Origin of the sequence: Streptomyces sp. NPDC059456, from assembly GCF_042750055.1 — a bacterium.
Taxonomy (GTDB): domain Bacteria; phylum Actinomycetota; class Actinomycetes; order Streptomycetales; family Streptomycetaceae; genus Streptomyces.
Genome location: NZ_JBHYVA010000128.1, coordinates 1 through 15,739, shown reverse-complemented (window position 1 = coordinate 15,739; position 15,739 = coordinate 1). Strand labels below are relative to the sequence as shown.

Here is a 15,739-nt window from a genome sequence, read left to right as displayed (position 1 = left end):
CGGCCTGCCGAGTGGGGCCGGGGAGGTCCTCGTACGGGAGCCGGTCCACGCGCACGGCAGTCAGCTCTTCTACCGGGGCTGGAGCGGGTTGGGCGGCAGCGGAGGGTTCTTGTCCGGGTGCGCGGGGGCCGTTGTCGGGCGCCCCGTCGGCGGCGTGGAGGTAGGGGCAGCGGGCGGGCGTCGGTGGAACACGGGCGGCGTCATGGCGGCGAAGCTACCGGCGGCCGGCCTGCCGCCGCCGGGCATCGCAGGGATTGGCCGAGATCCTCCTCCGACGAGCGCCGATCTCTTGGGCCGTCCCGACCTCACAGCTGCCGGTCGGTGTGCGCACCGGCGTCGCGCCGCGGCCGGCGGCCGGCGGCCAGCGGCCAGCAGTCGGCGGTCGGCAGTCGGCAGCCACGGCACCGGCCGAGCGCGGCCGCCGACGGACCGTTCCTTCGACGCTGCGTGACCAACAGCGTGGGCATGGTCATCGGGGTGTGTGCCGTGCCCTGCGAACGTCTGGTCGCCGTCTCACGCAGGACTGGCGGTTGCGGCGTTCTTGATGAGTGCGGCGACCTCGGCGGGTTTGGACACGTACACGGCGTGGCTGGCGGCGGTCTCGATCACGGTCGCGCCGACTCGTTCGGCCATGGTGCGCTGGGCCGGGGGCGGGATCATGCGGTCGTCGGCGGCGACCAGGTAGAAGCTCGGCTTGCTGCGCCAGGCCGGCTCGCTGACCGCACCGCTGAGGGCGTCGGGGCCCCAGGGGACTTGGGAGTCGGCCAGGAAGCGGGCCTCGTCGGGGGGCAGGTCCGCGGCGAAGGCCGCCGCGAACGCGGCCCGGTCGAGGAAGAGGAACCCGTCGGGGGAGGACACGATCGGCGGTACGGGGGCTCCCGGGGGCGGGTCGGCGATGAGCGTGCTGACGGACTCGCCCTTGTCGGGAGCGAACGCGGCCACGTAGACGAGGGCGCTCACGTTCGGGTGGTTGCCGGCTTCGGAGATCACCGCGCCGCCGTAGGAGTGTCCGACCAGGACAGTCGGACCGTCCTGGGTATCCAGGGCTCGCCGGGTCGCGGCGACGTCGCCGTCGAGGGAGAGCGTGGGGTTCTGGACAACGGTGACGGTGTAGCCCTCCGCGCGGAGCAGGTCGTAGACCCCCCTCCAGCCCGATCCGTCGACGAACCCGCCATGGACGAGAACCACGTTCCTTGCTTCCACAGTGCTGCTCACGATGTGCCGGCTCCTTCGATCGATGGAGTGTCTGGCCATTCCGTGCTGTGCTGCGCCAGGTGTCGGGCGACTGGGGGCTGACCGCATGAACGGCGGGTGCCGACGTCCCGACCCTGCAATGTGACGCCGCGATGATATGGGGCTGAGCGGTGCGGGGGCGGGTGCTCACCCGAAGTGGTGGTGCGTCCTCCGCATGCGGCGCGCCATGGCCCTCAATGAGTCGGCGATGATCCAGGTGGTGATGAAGAGGCCGACGATGAGGCAGCCGATGATGTCGAGGCTGTTCTCAGTGGGCCGAGCGCTGCGGGGCGCTTGCCACCCCTGACTCCCGGCCGCTGAGCGTGGCGTCCAGAGTCTCCTGGGCCATGCGCATCGCTTCGGCGTACTTCGGCTCGGACATGCGTTCCCAGGCCGGGTCCGGTGCGACGTCCTCGACCCGGCTCATCACCCACCAGATGTTGCCGAACGGATCCCGTACCCGGCCGCCTCGGTCCCCCCACGCGCTGTCAGTGGCCTCGGTGATCACCTGCGCCCCGTGCAGGACCGCGGCCGCCATGGCGGCGTCGGCGTCCGGGACGTAGACCCGCAGGAGCGAGGGCATCACCGGCCAGTCGGGCCGTCGGTCGAAGGCCAGCACGACCGTGTCGCCGACGCGGATCTCGCCGTGGCCGATGGTGCCGTCCTCGACCGGCACCCGTGCAAGTTCTTCGCCGTCGAACGCGCCCGTGATGAAGTCGAGCAGTGCGCCGGTGTCGTCGGTGACCACCCACGGTGCAACGCTGGTGTAGCCCTCGGGTGCGGTGTGACTCATCAGTCCCGTCCTCTCTGCTCTGTTCTGTGATTTCTCGCGATGTGACGACCGTAGGACCCAACTAGGACAGCTGTGGACCTATATCCCGCGCGAGCCGGCACAACTGCCCGGCGACTTCGCGGAGCACTGGTCGCAGGCTCCGGCCCGGCATGTCGGAAGAGTCGGAGCCCGGGGCCCGCGACGGGGGAATGCGAGCAGGGCGGCGATGTGCGGCGGCATGGGTTCGGTTCTCGTGCCGGTGTCGTCGGTGGCATCCCGTACTTGTCCTCAACCGGACTTGAGGTCATATGTTTTGCGTGGGCCCGCACCGGGTGCGGGCTCCGAACCGAAGTACCCTGAAAGGGAGATGCCGTGATGACCCAGCAGATGTCCGATGCCGAACTCGCCGGGCAGCCAGCCGCGTACTGGACCGGTGTCGCCTACGAGGCGCTCATCGCGTTTACCCGGGCCCAGCAGGCTTCAAGGGGTTACACCCAGCCCCAGTTCTGGTTGTTGCGCAACCTGTCGGAGAACGACATCTCGCCCGATGGCGAGGGGATGACCCTGTCCGAGCTGCGGGAGGCCATGGCTTCCTACATCCGGCCCGAGGACGATCTGGCGGCGGAGGCCGCGATACTCCTGGAGCGCGGCTGGCTGACCCGGGACGGTAAGGACCGGCTGTGGCTCACCGAGGTGGGGGAACAGGCCCGCGTCGACCTCGCGCGCAATGCTCCCGCCATCCGCGCCGCCCTGCACGAGGGCATCGACGACGCGGACTACGTCACCACGGTGAAAGTGCTTCAGCAACTGATCCGCAACGCGGGCGGGGCCGCCGCCTGACGGACCGATGGCACGGGCGGCCGGGGCGGGTCCCAGTCACCTGCGGCAGGGGGCGGTCGGCTCACCTGGTGCCGAGCAGACCGGCCCGGTCCCGCAGCCCGAGTGTGTCGATCCGCCACAGTCGTACCGTCTCGTCCAGCGACGTCGTGGCCAACGTGAGCCCGTCGGGGCTGAAGGCGATGTCCGTGATCAGTTTGACGTGACCGGAGTGGGCCGGGCCGATGGGCAGTCCGTCCGCGGTGTTCCACAGCCGGATCTGCTGCAGGTCCGGACCCGACGTCGTCGCGAGCACGCGCCCGTCCGGGCTGAAGCGGGCCACGGCGTCATCGCTCGGGCTCAGCGACGAGTCGGGTTCGGTGTCGGCCAACGGGCTGCCGATCCTGCGGCCCTTGGCCGTGTCCCACAGCTGGAGATCGGAGTAGCCGCGGGTCACCGCCTTGCTCCCGTCCGGACTGAGCAGGACGGTACTCACGCCGGCATCACCGGTCTGCAGGGTGCTCGTGATCCGGCCGTCGCTCGTGTCCCGTACTTCGACCTTCTTCCCGTCCGTCGTGACCGCCGCCAGGACGCGCGAGTCGGCGCTGAAGAAGACGTCGGTATTGTGCACGGCCCCGTCGTCGCCGATCGGACGGCCATCGGACACCCGCCACAGCTGCATCCGGGAGCTCTGGTTCATGGTGGCCACGAAGCGTCCGTCGGGACTGAGGACGGCGGACGACACCCCCTGTGCGCCGGGACCGGTCAGTCGGCAGACCGTCTGCCGGTCCACGGCGTTGCGCACGGTCACACCGTCGCCCTCCCTCTCGATGACGAACAGGCTCATGCGGCCGTCCGTCACTCCTATGCGAACGGTGTGGTCTCCGCCGACGGGTTTGGTCAGCGGGTCTCCGGGGCCGGGCTTCCACAGCTGGAAGTAGGTCAAGGGCTGCTCGATGGTTCCCGTCCGTCCCGTGGTGACGACAGCGCGCCCCTGGTCTGCGAAGACCACCTCATCGAGCGCCCCAGGGGCCTCCATACGTGCGAGGCGGTGCCCGTCGTCGACGCTCCGCATCTCCACGTACGACGTGCCGCTGCCGATCAGGCGCCACAGCGAGCCACCCTCCACGACGGCCAGGGTCCGCCCGTCGGGGCTGAACACGACGCGTGCGGGTCCCTCGTGGAATCCACCGAGTACGGCCGTGGACGTGTCCGTTGGGCGGCCGACGAACGGCGTCGCCAGCGCCACGACCGCGAGCGCTGAACAGGCGAGCGCCACGGCCCGGCCACGTGTCCCGATCCGCCTGGCCTCCGTACCGGCAACGACTCCGCGTTCGGCGGTCTGCTGCCCGTCCCGCGCCGCACCGCTCACCAGGTACTCCTGCAGCCGTGCGTGGCGGAACTGGTACGCGTCTCCCGACTGCCGCAGCAGCCCGCGGTTGCGCGCGTCGCGCAGGAACGCCATGAACCGCAGGGGCAGCCGGCCCTGGAACGCCAGGTAGACGAGCATGAGCAGGAAGCGCGGATAGGCCCTCGTCATGAGCGCGGCGAAGGCGAAGCCCGTACCCAGGACCAGGGACGACAGGACGGGGACGAGCACCACCTTGGCGCTGTGGTCCATGTCGCCGTTCGGCCTGACGGCGATGGCGTGCCCGAACATCACGCGTGCGACGCCCGCCGGGTCGAAGTGGTCGGGCCACCCGGGCCATCCGCTGAGGGACAGCCCGCCGATCTGCCCGGCCAGCACGCCCAGCAGGACCAGGGGCCAAACCAGCAGCGCGACCACCAGTCCCGCGCTCCCCGCGCCGACGGCGGATGCCCGCCGGTCCTCCGCCAGGGACAGGTCCGGCGTCGCCTGGGCCGCGGCGAGGGGCGTCGCATCGAGCCAGTGGCGGGTCGCCAGGCCCAGCCCCACCACACAGGCGAAGGCCGTGCAGCCGCCGATCAGGTCGGCGTAGTTCAGGTAGACGGAGAGCGGCTGCTCGTCGATCGCCAGGATGAGCGCGAACGTGGCCGGCAGCGGGACCGTCAGGACCATGGTGAGCACGAAGCCCTTGAGGAATCCGCGGCGCAGCCGCTCCAGCGATCCGGACCGGCGCCAGGACAGGCGCCTGGGCTGTCGTTGGGGAGACGCGAGCAGGGCGACCGCCACCACCGCCGTGCCGATCCCGACGAGCAGGCCGCCGATCCCGAGGGCAGGCAGCGCCTCCCGGTTCGAGGCCAGGCCGGACCCGACCACCGCGATACCCGCCATGCTCATGCCGAGAGCGAGTGCCCCGGCCGGCACGGCCCACATGGGGAGCAGCCGGCCCGACATCCGCCACCAGACCAGTTCGCGCTCGCCGTGGCGGTGCATGTACCGGGCGAGGTAGGTCAGCAGGCGGCGGGCGGTCTCGGCGTCCCACTGCGGACCGCGATCCACCGTGGTGTGCGGTGGAGCCACGACAGCCGGCGCCCCTGCGGCACCGGGGAGCGTCAACGGCCGTCCCGCGCGCGGGACAGCGGCCGGGTCGGAAGGGGCGACCGGTGCGCCGGACGGCAGCCGGTCCGGTGCGTAGGCGGCATCGATCACCCGGGAGGAGAGGTGGTCCTCGATGGTGTTCCGGGAGGAGAACCGTACGGGGTCGAGCAGTTCGGCCGGGTCCCCGCCGCACCGCGCGTACACCATGCGGGCCATCGAGATCATCAGCGGTGTGCTCAGCGCCCGGTGGAGCGGGGTGTCTGACTCCGTGCGCAGGTGGTGTACGACGCTGTCCCACGAGGTGCCGTCCGGCCAGTCGGCGCTCTCCAGGTAGGACACGGTGTCCTCGACCCCGACCGGACGCACCTCCACCACGGGCGCGCGGTGCAGCACCGGGGATCCGCCGGCGATCACGCCCGCGTACTCGGCCGACCGGCAGGTCACCACCACGGGCCGGTGCTCACCGGTGAACCGGTTGACGGACCCCACCGCCTCGCGCCGCGCCGACTCGGGGATCTCGTCGAGGCCGTCGAGTACCGGCAGGAGCAGGCCCCGTTCCAGCAGCCGGCGGGGGATCTCCGGACGTCCTGCGTAGTAGGTGGCGGCCAGGGTCTCGACCACCCAGCCGTCCAGCGACTGCACCACCGGGTCCCAGGCACCGACGGACATCAGGACCGGTACGGGGTCGCCGGGCTCTCGGCGTCCGAGCAGGCCCAGGGTCAGCAGCATCGCGAGTACGGTCTTCCCTGCGCCCGGCTCGCCGAGCACCACCAGCCGGCCGCTGGGGATCCGCCCGAACTCCGCGCCGAGGGCGGTGATCGCAGCGTCGAGGCCGCCGTCCAGCCTGCCTTCGGTGGTGACCCGCGTGATCCGTCCGGCCCCGTTGCCGCCGAACACCGCGTCCGGGCTGGCGGCCACGGCCCGGCTGGTCGCGGACCACGTCAGCGGCACCACCCGAGGGTCCCGCAGGCTCCGGGCCCTGGCCTCCTCCCGCCACTGCCCTTCGACGGTCCGGGCCAGGTCGTCCGCCTCGGCCGCCGGCTCCGGGGGCGGAACGGGTTGCGGATGCAGCAGCCGCTCGGCGAACGGCAGTATGAGCGCCACGAGGGCCAGGAACCAGGCCCCGATCGTGGCGAAGTCGGAGCTCGGACCGGTACCGGCCCACAACATCCACACCGCCGAGGCCGCCGTGACGGCGCTCAGCGACCACAGCACGTACCTCGTGAAACCCGGCCCCCGCCGCATCAGCACACTCCCCACCCGGCCCGCTCGCCCCGGCGGACTCCCAGCCGTTCCGGCCGCCCTCGCGGCCCCCGGAAATCTGGATTCTCGACGAGCGGGAGGTACGGCGCAGGCGCTGTTACAGAGCTGAGACGACCGGGTCGCAACGGGCTCGGGTTCCGGGTGGACAGGCGCAGGGGAGTGCAGCAGCGCCAGGGGTCCGCCACTTCGACCAGCGCCGGTCCTTCGCGGCGACCGGGGGAGTGAGCCGGCGTGGTCCGGCCGCCGCCGAAAACGAGTTGGGCGGGGAGCGGACGCCGAGTAGTGTGCGGGACACCGTGACAGGAAGCGAGGAGGTGGGACCCGTGAACGTTGTATCGAGGTGGGTGCTCCCTCCTTCCCTCACGGTGTTCGACTGACACAGGTGTCGTCGGGAGCGCCTCAACAAGGCACTTCTGAAAGGGCGACAACCTGTGAACTCCGTGAAGGTCACACGCGTCACCGAGACGCAGTGGCAGGCCGTGGAGGACGGTCTGATCGTGGGCCACGGCGACGTTTCGATCCGTTCCGACGGGCGACTGTTCGTCAGTGTCGACGTGTGGCGGGAGACGGCCTTCGACCGGCTCGCCGCCGTCATGGTGGCGGACCTGCCGGCCCCGCTCCACACCCTCGTCGGCGCGGCCGACCCGGACCTGAAGTCCCGTTGGGAGAGCGTCGGCTTCACCGTCGGACGCCGTGAGCGGGAGTACGTCGTGCCCACCGACCCCGCCGTCACCGGCCTCGGCACCGTGCCACCGCCTCCAGGGCTGGTGGTCCTTCCCGGTGTCGAAGTGGATCCGGGACGGCTGCGCGCGCTGGACCACGAGATCCGGGAGGAGGTCGACGCCACCGTCGGCTGGCGGACCATGCCGGCCGAGGTGGTGCCGAGTCCCGCCGGTCCGAAGCCCCTGGACCTGGCCACGTACGCCGTGGCGGCAAGGAACGGCCGCTACGTGGGACTGATCCGGGTGGTGCCGATCCGCCGACGGGCCCGGATCGGACTCATCGCCGTGCGGGCCGACCACCGACGCCGCGGCGTCGGGCGCGCGCTCCTGGCCCACGCGCTGGTCTCGATGCACCGCAACGGCATCGCGTCGGCATGGGCCGAAGTGGACGAGTCCAACACCGCCGGCATCGCACTGCTCGAAGGGGCCGCCACCCGGCGAACCGGCGACTGCCTGGAACTGGTCCGCAGCTGACCACCGACCTGGGCAACGCGCCCCACCCGGAATCATGAAGTGAAAGAACGAGGGAGAGACCTTGCCAAGAACAGCCAAGGGCCTGGAAGTCGAAGGCACCGTCGTCGAGTGCCTGCGGAACGCAACCTTCAAGGTGCAGCTCCAGAACGGGCACCAGGCACTCGCGCACATCAGCGGGAAGATCCGGAAGAACTACATCAGGATCCTCCCGGAAGACCGCGTGCTCGTGGAACTGAGCCCGTACGACCTGACCCGCGGCAGGATCATCTACCGATACCGCACCTGAGCGGAGAAGCGGGGGGGGGGGGGGCGCCGCGGCCGCCGACGGCCCCGCCCCCCGCCCCGCCGGGGGCCCGGGGGGGGGGCCCCGGACCCGGAACCCGCGGGCAGCCGGTCGCGCAGCTGGGTCCAGACCGCGTCCGGGCACGGGCCCTGGGGCCGGGACTTCAGGAACCTGCGGTACGGCACGATCCGCGGCACGCGGCCGATCTCCACCCAGTGGGGACGGCCCGATACCTCGTCCCAGCCGTGGTTGGGGATCCGGATGTGGTCGCGCCGGCCGTCCTTGTCCTTGCTGGTGATCTGGGCGACCTGCGCGCGGCCCGACCCGGTGGTGAGGACCACGCAGTAGTGCCGCAGCTGCCGCTCCGGATCCTCCCGCAGCGGGACCATGGCCAGCCAGACCTCGCCCGGCCGCGGTCGTGCGCCGATCGCCTTGTCCCAGCGGCGCACGCCCAGGAAGACGAGGAGCGCCGCACCCCCGGCGGCACAGGCCGCGGCGCCCGCCCGGACGTTCCAGGGCGCTCCGGCCAGCCGGTCCTCGACGGAGGCGGCCGCCGCGGCGCCGGCGGCGAGCAGCAGGGCCACCCGGAGGAGGAACATCCACCACGCGACGCGCGCGCCCCGGCCCGCCACCGCGACGAGGACGCAGGCCACCACGACCGGGACGCCGTGGACGACGGCCCACCGGCCCGCGCCCTCCACCACGACCGGCGGGGCCAGCCGGGCCATCAGGTCGGGCAGCAGCACGGGCAGCGCGAGCAGGACCCCGACCAGCGCCACCCCGTTGAGCAGCAGGTAACCCGCGCAGCCGAGGCCCGCACAGGAGGTGTTCTTGCGACGCGCCACCGTTCTCCCCCCACCTCGTCCGCCTGCCGCTCCACGAGCGCCGAAGCCACCGGATCGCCCGCCGCGGCCACCGCGAACAGCACCGGCACCAGCTCGTGGGTCCGCCGCTGCGCCAGGGCCCCCAGGTGCAGCGCTTCGATCAGCTCGGCCATCGAAGCGAGCCCGAAGTGCGCCGGCAGCGCCGCCGCCAGCTCCGTCGGGCCACCGCGGCCGTCCTCGGCCCGCGCCGCCCACCACAGGGCCTCCGCGGCCAGCCCGCCCCCGCCGCCCCAGTCCCCCGAGAGCTGGCCGAGGGCCGGGAAGCGGGCCGTGCGCCCGTCGGGCAGCATCCCCACGCAGTTGATGCCGGCCCCGCACACCACCGCGACCCCGCGCGGCGGCCCGTCCCCGGAGAGCCCGGCCCGCAGGATCGCGAAGGTGTCGTTGTACACGGCAGTGGCCCCACCCCAGCCCCGCGCGCCGATCGCCTCGGCGAGCTGCCGTTCCTCCACCGGGAGATCGGCGTTGGCCAGGCACGCCGAGACCCGGCCGGCGTACGGCGCACCGGGCGCCGGCCGGGACACCGCGGCCGCCTCGGCCGCCTCCGCGACCGCCCGCTCCAGCACGTCGAGCGCCGCCCCGACACCGGTGCGCTGCGGCTGGAAGCCGTCGGAGCGCCCGGTGCCGAGGACCGTGCCGTCCGCGGCGATCAGCGCCGCGTCCGTCTTGCTGTTGCCCGCGTCGATGGCCAGGACGGCGGCCCGGGAGGGCCGCTCCGCCCGGGCGTCACCGGTCACGCCCATGGCAGGTGCTCCTTGTTGTGCGCGAGGAGCCGGTCGGTCAGCCCCTCGGCGAGGTCGAACTGGCCCACCAGCGGGTGCGCCAGCAGCGCCTTGAAGACCCGCTCGCGGCCGCCCCGTACGGCCGCGTCGAGCGCCAGGTCCTCGTACGCCGTGACCTGCGCGACCAGTCCGGCGTACAGCGGGTCCAGCCTCGGCGCGGCCAGCGGCACCGGACCGGAGCGGTCCACCCGGGCCTGCACCTCCACCACCGCGTCGTCCGGGAGGAACGGCAGGGTGCCGCGGTTGAGCGTGTTGACGACCTGCACGGCTCCCGTCCCGTCGCCCAGCAGGGCGGCCGCCAGGTCCACGGCCGCCTCCGAGTAGAAGGCCCCGCCCCGCTTGGCCAGCAGCGCCGGCTTCTCGTCCAGCGCCGGATCGGCGTACAGGCCGAGCAGCTCCTTCTCCATGGCGGCCACCTCGGCGGCCCGCGAGGGCTTCGTGGCCAGCTCGCGCACCACGGCGTCGTGCGCGTAGAAGTACCGCAGGTAGTACGAGGGGACGACGCCGAGGCGGTCCAGCACCGCGCGGGGCAGCCGCAGGTCCTCGGCGACGGCCGCGCCGTGCCCGGCGAGCAGCCCGGGCAGCAGGTCCTCGCCGTCGGGGCCGCCCCTGCGCACCCCCAGCTCCCAGGTGAGGTGGTTGAGCCCCACGTGGTCGAGGTGGATGTCGGCCGGGGCCAGGTCCAGCAGCGCCGCGAACTTCCGCTGGAAGCCGATGGCGACGTTGCACAGGCCGACGGCCTTGTGCCCGGCCCGCAGCAGGGCGCGGGTGACGATCCCGACCGGGTTGGTGAAGTCGATGATCCAGGCGTCGGGACTGGCCCGCCGGACCCGCTCGGCGATGTCCAGCACCACCGGTACGGTCCGCAGCGCCTTGGCGAGCCCGCCCGCGCCGGTGGTCTCCTGGCCGACGCAGCCGCACTCCAGCGGCCACGTCTCGTCCCGGAGCCTGGCCGCCTGTCCGCCGACGCGCAGCTGGACCAGGACCGCGTCGGCCCCCTCGACGCCCGCGTCGAGATCGGCGGTGGTGGTGACCCGCCCCGGATGCCCCTGCCGGGCGAAGATCCTCCGGGCCAGTGCGCCGATCAGCTCCAGCCGCTCGGTCGCGGGGTCGATCAGCACCAGTTCGCCGACAGGCAGGGTGTCGCGCAGCCGTGCGAAGCCGTCGATCAACTCGGGGGTGTAGGTGGAACCGCCACCCACCACTGCGAGTTTCATGGGCACTAGCCTTTCACTCCGGTCAGGGTGACGCCCTCGACGAACGCCTTCTGGGCGAAGAAGAAGAGGACGATCACCGGCGCCATGACCAGCACGGTCGCGGCCATGGTGAGGTTCCAGTTGGTGTGGTGCGCGCCCTTGAAGGACTCCAGTCCGTAACTGAGCGTCCAGGCGGCGGGGTTGTCCGAGGCGTAGATCTGCGGGCCGAAGTAGTCGTTCCAGGCGCAGAAGAACTGGAACAGCGCCACGGCGGCGATGCCGGGCCTGGCCATCGGCACGACGACGCGCAGCAGGGTGCGCAGCTCGCCGCAGCCGTCGACCCTGGCCGCGTCGAGGTACTCGTCGGGGATCGTCAGGAGGAACTGGCGGAGCAGGAAGATGGAGAAGGCGTCGCCGAACGCCATCGGGACGATCAGCGGCCACAGGGTTCCGGACAGGTCGAGCTGCTTGGCCCAGAACAGGTACATCGGGATGACCACCACCTGGGGCGGCAGCATCATCGCGGCGATCACCAGCAGCAGCGCCGGCCGCCGTCCGCGGAAGCGGAACTTGGCGAGCGCGTACGCGACGGGGACCGAGGAGACCACGGTCAGCAGTGTGCCCAGCCCGGCGTACAGGAGCGTGTTGCGCCACCAGGTCAGAAAGCCGGGTGTGTGCCACACCTTGGCGTAGTTGCCCCATTCCCAGGTGTCGGGCACCAGGTCGCGGGTCAGCGCCTGCTGGTCGCTCATCAGGGAGGTCAGGAAGAGGAAGACGAACGGGAGGACGAAGAACAGGGCGGCGGCGACGCCGAGGGCGTGCACGCCGATCCAGTGCAGGAGGGCCCGGCGGCGGGCGCTGCCACTGCCGCCGCGGCCGCTCGTGCCGCGGCCGCCGGCGGCGCCCCGCGGCGCCGGGGCCGTCCGGGGCTTCCCGCCCTTCCCGCTTTTCCTGCCGGTCCTGCCGGTTCCGGTCGTCGTGTCGGTCAGCTGGGCCATGTCAGTCACCGGATCCGATCAGTCCGCCACGGCGGCGCATCAGCAGTGCGGTGAACGCCATGGAGAGGGCGAAGAGGACCAGCGCGACGACGCACGCGCTGCCGTAGTCGAAGCGCTGGAAGCCGACGTTGTAGATGACCTGGGGGAGGGTCAGCGTGGACTTGTCGGGGTAGCCCGGCTCGAACTGCTGCCCCGAGCCGCCGATGACACCCGCGGCGACCTTGCCCGCGACCAGGGGCTGCGTGTAGCACTGCATGGCCTGGATGACCCCGGTGACCACGGCGAACAGGATGATCGGCGAGATGTTCGGCAGGGTGATGTGCCGGAACCGCTGCCAGGCGCCGGCCCCGTCCAGCTCGGCGGCCTCGTACTGCTCCCTCGGTACGTCGAGCAGCGCGGCCATGAAGATGACCATCAGGTCGCCGACCCCCCAGACCGCGAGCAGGGTCAGTGCCGGCTTCGACCAGTCGGCGTCCGTGAACCAGCCGGGGGCGGGCAGGCCGGCCGCGTCCAGCAGGGTGTTGACCGGGCCGGTGCCGGGGTTGAGCAGGAAGACGAAGGCGAGGGTCGCGGCCACCGGCGGGGCCAGGTACGGCAGGTAGAACAGGGTCCGGAAGAGCCCGGCCCCCGTTTTGATCCGGGTGATGAGCAGGCCGGTGCCGAGGCCGAACACGACCCGGCAGCCGACCATCACCACCACCAGCCACAGGGTGTTGCGCATGGCCGGCCAGAACAGCGGATAGTCGGTGAAGACGTACGTCCAGTTGTCGAGGCCGTTGAAGGCGGGCGGGCGGAAGCCGTCGTACTTCGTGAAGGAGAAGTACACGGTGGACACGAGCGGGTACGCGAAGAAGACGGCGAACCCGATCAGCCAGGGCGACATGAAGGCCGCGGTCCGCAGGGCGGAACGCCGGCGCTTCGCCCGCAGCGCGGGAGCGGCGGCCGCGGTGCGAGCGGCGGGGGCGGCGGGGGCGGCGGGGGCGGGCACGGTGGCGGTCATCGTGGCTACTTCGCCTTCGCGATGTCCGTGTCGATCTGCCGGCCGGTCTTGGCGAGGCCGGCCGGGATGTCGGTGACGTCGCCCTTCTCGACCGCGTACGCGAGGTCCTGGAAGGTCAGCTGGTAGGTGCCGCCGTCGGCCCGGGCCGGGGTGGTGTTCGACTTCGGGTGCCGGGCGATGTCGAGGAAGGTCTTGAACTCCGGGGTGACCTCGAGGGCCGGGGACTCCAGGGCGGCCAGGGTGGAGGGCACGTTGTGGATGGCGTTGGCGAACGCCACGACCGCCTCCGTGTCGGTGGTCATGTACTTCACCAGTTCCCAGGACGCGTTCTGCTTCCTGCTGCCCGCGGCGATGCCCATGACCGTGCCCGAGAGGTAGCCCTTGCCGTAGTCGGCGATCTGGTCGTCCGGGACGGGCAGCGGCGCGGTCCCGATCTCGAACGTGACCCCGGCCTCCTTGGCCATCGCGGCCCGCCACTCGCCGTCGACCTGCATCGCGACCTGCCCCTTGTGGAAGGGGTGCTCGGCGCTCCACTCGTCCCCGAAGGTGCTGCGGAACTTCTCCAGCCTCTCGTAGCCGCCGAGCTTGGCCACCAGGTCCTTCTGCGCGGTCAGCATGTTCGCGAAGGCCGGGTCCTTGGCCAGGTTGGACGTGCCGTCGGCGCCGAAGTACGTGGGGCTCCACTGCGCGGCCAGGCGCACCGGGGTGGTCTCGTAGCCGTGGAAGGTCGGCATGACGCCCAACTGGTCGTACGAGTCCCCGTTCGGCTTGGTGAGCTTCTGCGCGTCCTCGACGAACCGGCTCCACGTCTTCGGGGGTTCGGTGATGCCCGCGGCCTTGAACGCGTCGACGTTGTAGACGAGGCCGTACGCGTCGTTCAGCAGCGGCAGCGTGCACTGGTTGCCGTTGAACTGGGTGTACTCCAGCAGGGTCTTGGGGAAGACCTTCGCCTTGTCGACCCCGGACTTGCCCAGGAACGGGTTCAGGTCGGCGAAGGCGCCGGAGTTGCAGAACTTGCCGACGCTGTCGGTGGTGAAGGAGGAGACCACGTCGGGGGCCTTGTCCCCGCCGGCGCGCAGCGCCTGGTTGATCTTGTCGTCGGTCATGTTGCCCGTGACCTTGACCTTGATGTTCGGGTGGGCCTTCTGGAAGCGGGCGATGTTCTCCTCGATCGCCTTGACCTCGCTCGGCGCGGACCAGCCGTGCCAGAAGTTGAGCGTGACGTCCTTGCCCGGATCGTCGGCGGCCGCGCCGCCGCTCTGGCCGGTACACGCGGTGGCGAGGACGGACATCGCGGCGAAGGCGGCTGCCGCGGCGGTCAGACGGCGGTTTCCGGACATGGCGGGGCTCGCTCTCTGCGGGAGGAACTTCCGGGGGATGTGCCAGGGGGTGCGGCGTCGCGTCGGGTGGTGCCGGTGGAGGTGCTGCTCGTACGGGCGCGGCGTGGCCGGGGGCCCGTCAGCGGCGGGAGGTGTCGAAGACCTCGTCGCGCGTGGCGGCGAGGGCGCTCTCCAGCGCGCCGCGCAGCACGGGCCGCTCGCGCACGGTGCCGGACACCAGGCGCGGCCGGGAGGGGGCGAGATCGGCGAGTTCGGTCTCGATGAGTTCGCGCAGCACGTCCCCGCCGGCGGCGGTCACCGCGCCCGACAGGACGACGATCTCCGGGTCGAGCACGGCCACCAGCGAGGCGAGCCCGGTGGCGAGAGCGGTGGCGTACTGCCGCAGGAGCCGCAGGTTCGCTCCCTCGGGGTGCTCGGCGGCCCGCGCGAGCAGCGCGACCGCGGCGGCGGCCAGCGCGGCCCCGGCGTCGTGACCGGCCCCGTGCGCGGCGTCATCCGCGGCTGCGTGCCCGGCCCGGTGCCCCGGGCCGCCGGCGGTCGCGGGCGGTGCCGTGATGCCGAGGGCGGCCGCCATCGCGGGCACCGCCTGGGCGCCGGCCAGTCCCTGGTAGCCCCCGGAGTTGACCCGGGTGACCTGACGGACCAGGGGATGGCCCGGGACGGGCAGGAACCCGACCTCGCCCGCGCCGCCGGTCCATCCGCGGTGCAGCCGGCCGCCGAGCACCAGGGCGGCGCCGAGGCCCTCCTCGTTCCACAGCAGGACGAAGTCGTCGTGCCCGCGGGCGGCGCCGAGGCGCTGCTCGGCGACGGCGGCCAGGTTCACGTCGTTCTCGTACCCGACCGGCATCGGCAGCGCCGCCGCCAGCTCCTCCAGGAGGGTGGGGGAGTGCCAGCCGGGGAGGTGGTCGGCGTACCGCAGGGCCCCGGTGCCCGGGTCGAAGGAGCCCGGGGTGGCGATGACGACCCGGTGGATGTCGGAGCGCTGGAGCCCCGCGTCCTTGACGGCCTCGCCGAGCGCCCGGGTGACCCGGTCGACGGCCGTGGATCCCTCGGCGTACGGGAGCTCGTGGCGGCCGGTCACCTCGCCGGTGAGATCGGCGACGGCCGCGACGATGCCGCCCGGGGTGACGTCCAGTCCGGCGACGTGCGCGGCGCGCGGGTTGACCCCGTACAGCTGGGCGCTGGGTCCGGGGCGGCCGCCGGAGGTGCCGGAGGCCACGACCAGCCCGGCCGCTTCGAGGCGGGCCAGCAACTGGGAGGCGGTGGGCTTGGAGAGCCCGGTGAGCCGGCCGATCCGGGTGCGGGACAGGGGCCCGTGCTCCAGCAGCAGGTCCAGCGCCGCCCGGTCGTTCATGACGCGGAGCAGGCTGGGGGTTCCGGGGGTGGTGCCGGTCATGAGCGCTCTCTCCGTCATCGGCTCACGCCGTGGCCAGGAACTGTTAGGTAAGTTTCCTGTTGGTGTGGGAGCCCTGTCTATGACGCGGGGCCCCCCCCAAAAAAAAAACTCAGGGTGCG

The 15,739-nt window shown here is 72.2% G+C and carries 14 protein-coding genes; 3 read left to right on the top strand and 11 right to left on the bottom strand.

Annotated elements, in window-relative coordinates; translation table 11 throughout:
• Positions 1–305: 305 nt before the first annotated feature.
• From ACFXA3_RS14275 to ACFXA3_RS14265, 3 genes are all read right to left on the bottom strand, one after another.
• Positions 306–467: a hypothetical protein gene (locus ACFXA3_RS14275; protein WP_385186590.1), complete on the bottom strand. Its 162-nt coding sequence runs from the start codon at positions 465–467 to the stop codon at positions 306–308.
• A gap of 46 nt (positions 468–513) precedes the next feature.
• Positions 514–1,215: an alpha/beta fold hydrolase gene (locus ACFXA3_RS14270; protein WP_385186587.1), complete on the bottom strand. Its 702-nt coding sequence runs from the start codon at positions 1,213–1,215 to the stop codon at positions 514–516.
• Positions 1,216–1,501: 286 nt separating this feature from the next.
• Entirely contained in the window at positions 1,502–2,026 is a 525-nt protein-coding gene (locus tag ACFXA3_RS14265) for a VOC family protein (protein ID WP_385186584.1), read from the bottom strand.
• Positions 2,027–2,377: 351 nt separating this feature from the next.
• Here ACFXA3_RS14265 and ACFXA3_RS14260 point away from each other — a divergent pair, with 351 nt between their 5' ends.
• The gene (locus ACFXA3_RS14260) at positions 2,378–2,845 is read left to right on the top strand and encodes a MarR family transcriptional regulator (RefSeq protein WP_385186581.1); all 468 of its coding nucleotides are present in this window, start codon (positions 2,378–2,380) and stop codon (positions 2,843–2,845) included.
• 61 nt (positions 2,846–2,906) lie between these two features.
• Here ACFXA3_RS14260 and ACFXA3_RS14255 read toward each other — a convergent pair whose 3' ends face one another.
• Entirely contained in the window at positions 2,907–6,527 is a 3,621-nt protein-coding gene (locus tag ACFXA3_RS14255; protein ID WP_385186578.1) for a hypothetical protein, read from the bottom strand.
• Positions 6,528–6,976: 449 nt separating this feature from the next.
• Between ACFXA3_RS14255 and ACFXA3_RS14250 the strand changes: the two genes are divergently transcribed.
• Both ACFXA3_RS14250 and infA read left to right on the top strand, forming a co-directional pair.
• Positions 6,977–7,741 (top strand): GNAT family N-acetyltransferase, encoded by a 765-nt coding sequence (locus ACFXA3_RS14250; RefSeq protein ID WP_385186575.1) that lies wholly within the window; start codon positions 6,977–6,979, stop codon positions 7,739–7,741.
• A 61-nt stretch (positions 7,742–7,802) separates the two neighbouring features.
• Positions 7,803–8,027, top strand: coding sequence for a translation initiation factor IF-1 (gene infA / locus ACFXA3_RS14245; protein WP_385186572.1), 225 nt, complete (start codon positions 7,803–7,805; stop codon positions 8,025–8,027).
• On the opposite strand, the gene ACFXA3_RS14240 is transcribed toward infA, so the two are convergent.
• From ACFXA3_RS14240 to ACFXA3_RS14210, 7 genes are all read right to left on the bottom strand, one after another.
• Complete coding sequence (locus ACFXA3_RS14240) at positions 8,009–8,869, bottom strand: hypothetical protein (RefSeq protein ID WP_385186569.1); 861 nt, start codon at positions 8,867–8,869, stop codon at positions 8,009–8,011. The two genes, infA and ACFXA3_RS14240, sit on opposite strands and share 19 nt — an antisense overlap.
• Positions 8,752–9,651 carry an N-acetylglucosamine kinase gene (locus ACFXA3_RS14235; protein WP_385186567.1) on the bottom strand — a complete coding sequence of 300 codons (900 nt, stop codon included), beginning with the start codon at positions 9,649–9,651 and terminating at the stop codon, positions 8,752–8,754. Before ACFXA3_RS14235 ends, ACFXA3_RS14240 begins: the two co-directional genes overlap by 118 nt.
• The gene (locus tag ACFXA3_RS14230; protein ID WP_385186564.1) at positions 9,642–10,907 is read right to left on the bottom strand and encodes a 6-phospho-beta-glucosidase; all 1,266 of its coding nucleotides are present in this window, start codon (positions 10,905–10,907) and stop codon (positions 9,642–9,644) included. The genes ACFXA3_RS14235 and ACFXA3_RS14230 overlap by 10 nt, the downstream gene beginning before the upstream one ends.
• A gap of 5 nt (positions 10,908–10,912) precedes the next feature.
• Positions 10,913–11,884 (bottom strand): carbohydrate ABC transporter permease, encoded by a 972-nt coding sequence (locus ACFXA3_RS14225; protein ID WP_385186561.1) that lies wholly within the window; start codon positions 11,882–11,884, stop codon positions 10,913–10,915.
• A gap of 1 nt (position 11,885) precedes the next feature.
• Positions 11,886–12,884, bottom strand: coding sequence for a carbohydrate ABC transporter permease (locus ACFXA3_RS14220; RefSeq protein WP_385186559.1), 999 nt, complete (start codon positions 12,882–12,884; stop codon positions 11,886–11,888).
• A gap of 5 nt (positions 12,885–12,889) precedes the next feature.
• Positions 12,890–14,224 carry an ABC transporter substrate-binding protein gene (locus ACFXA3_RS14215; protein ID WP_385186556.1) on the bottom strand — a complete coding sequence of 445 codons (1,335 nt, stop codon included), beginning with the start codon at positions 14,222–14,224 and terminating at the stop codon, positions 12,890–12,892.
• 118 nt (positions 14,225–14,342) lie between these two features.
• A complete protein-coding gene (locus tag ACFXA3_RS14210; RefSeq protein WP_385186553.1) occupies positions 14,343–15,620 on the bottom strand; it encodes an ROK family protein in 1,278 nt (425 codons plus the stop codon).
• Positions 15,621–15,739 lie beyond the last annotated feature (119 nt).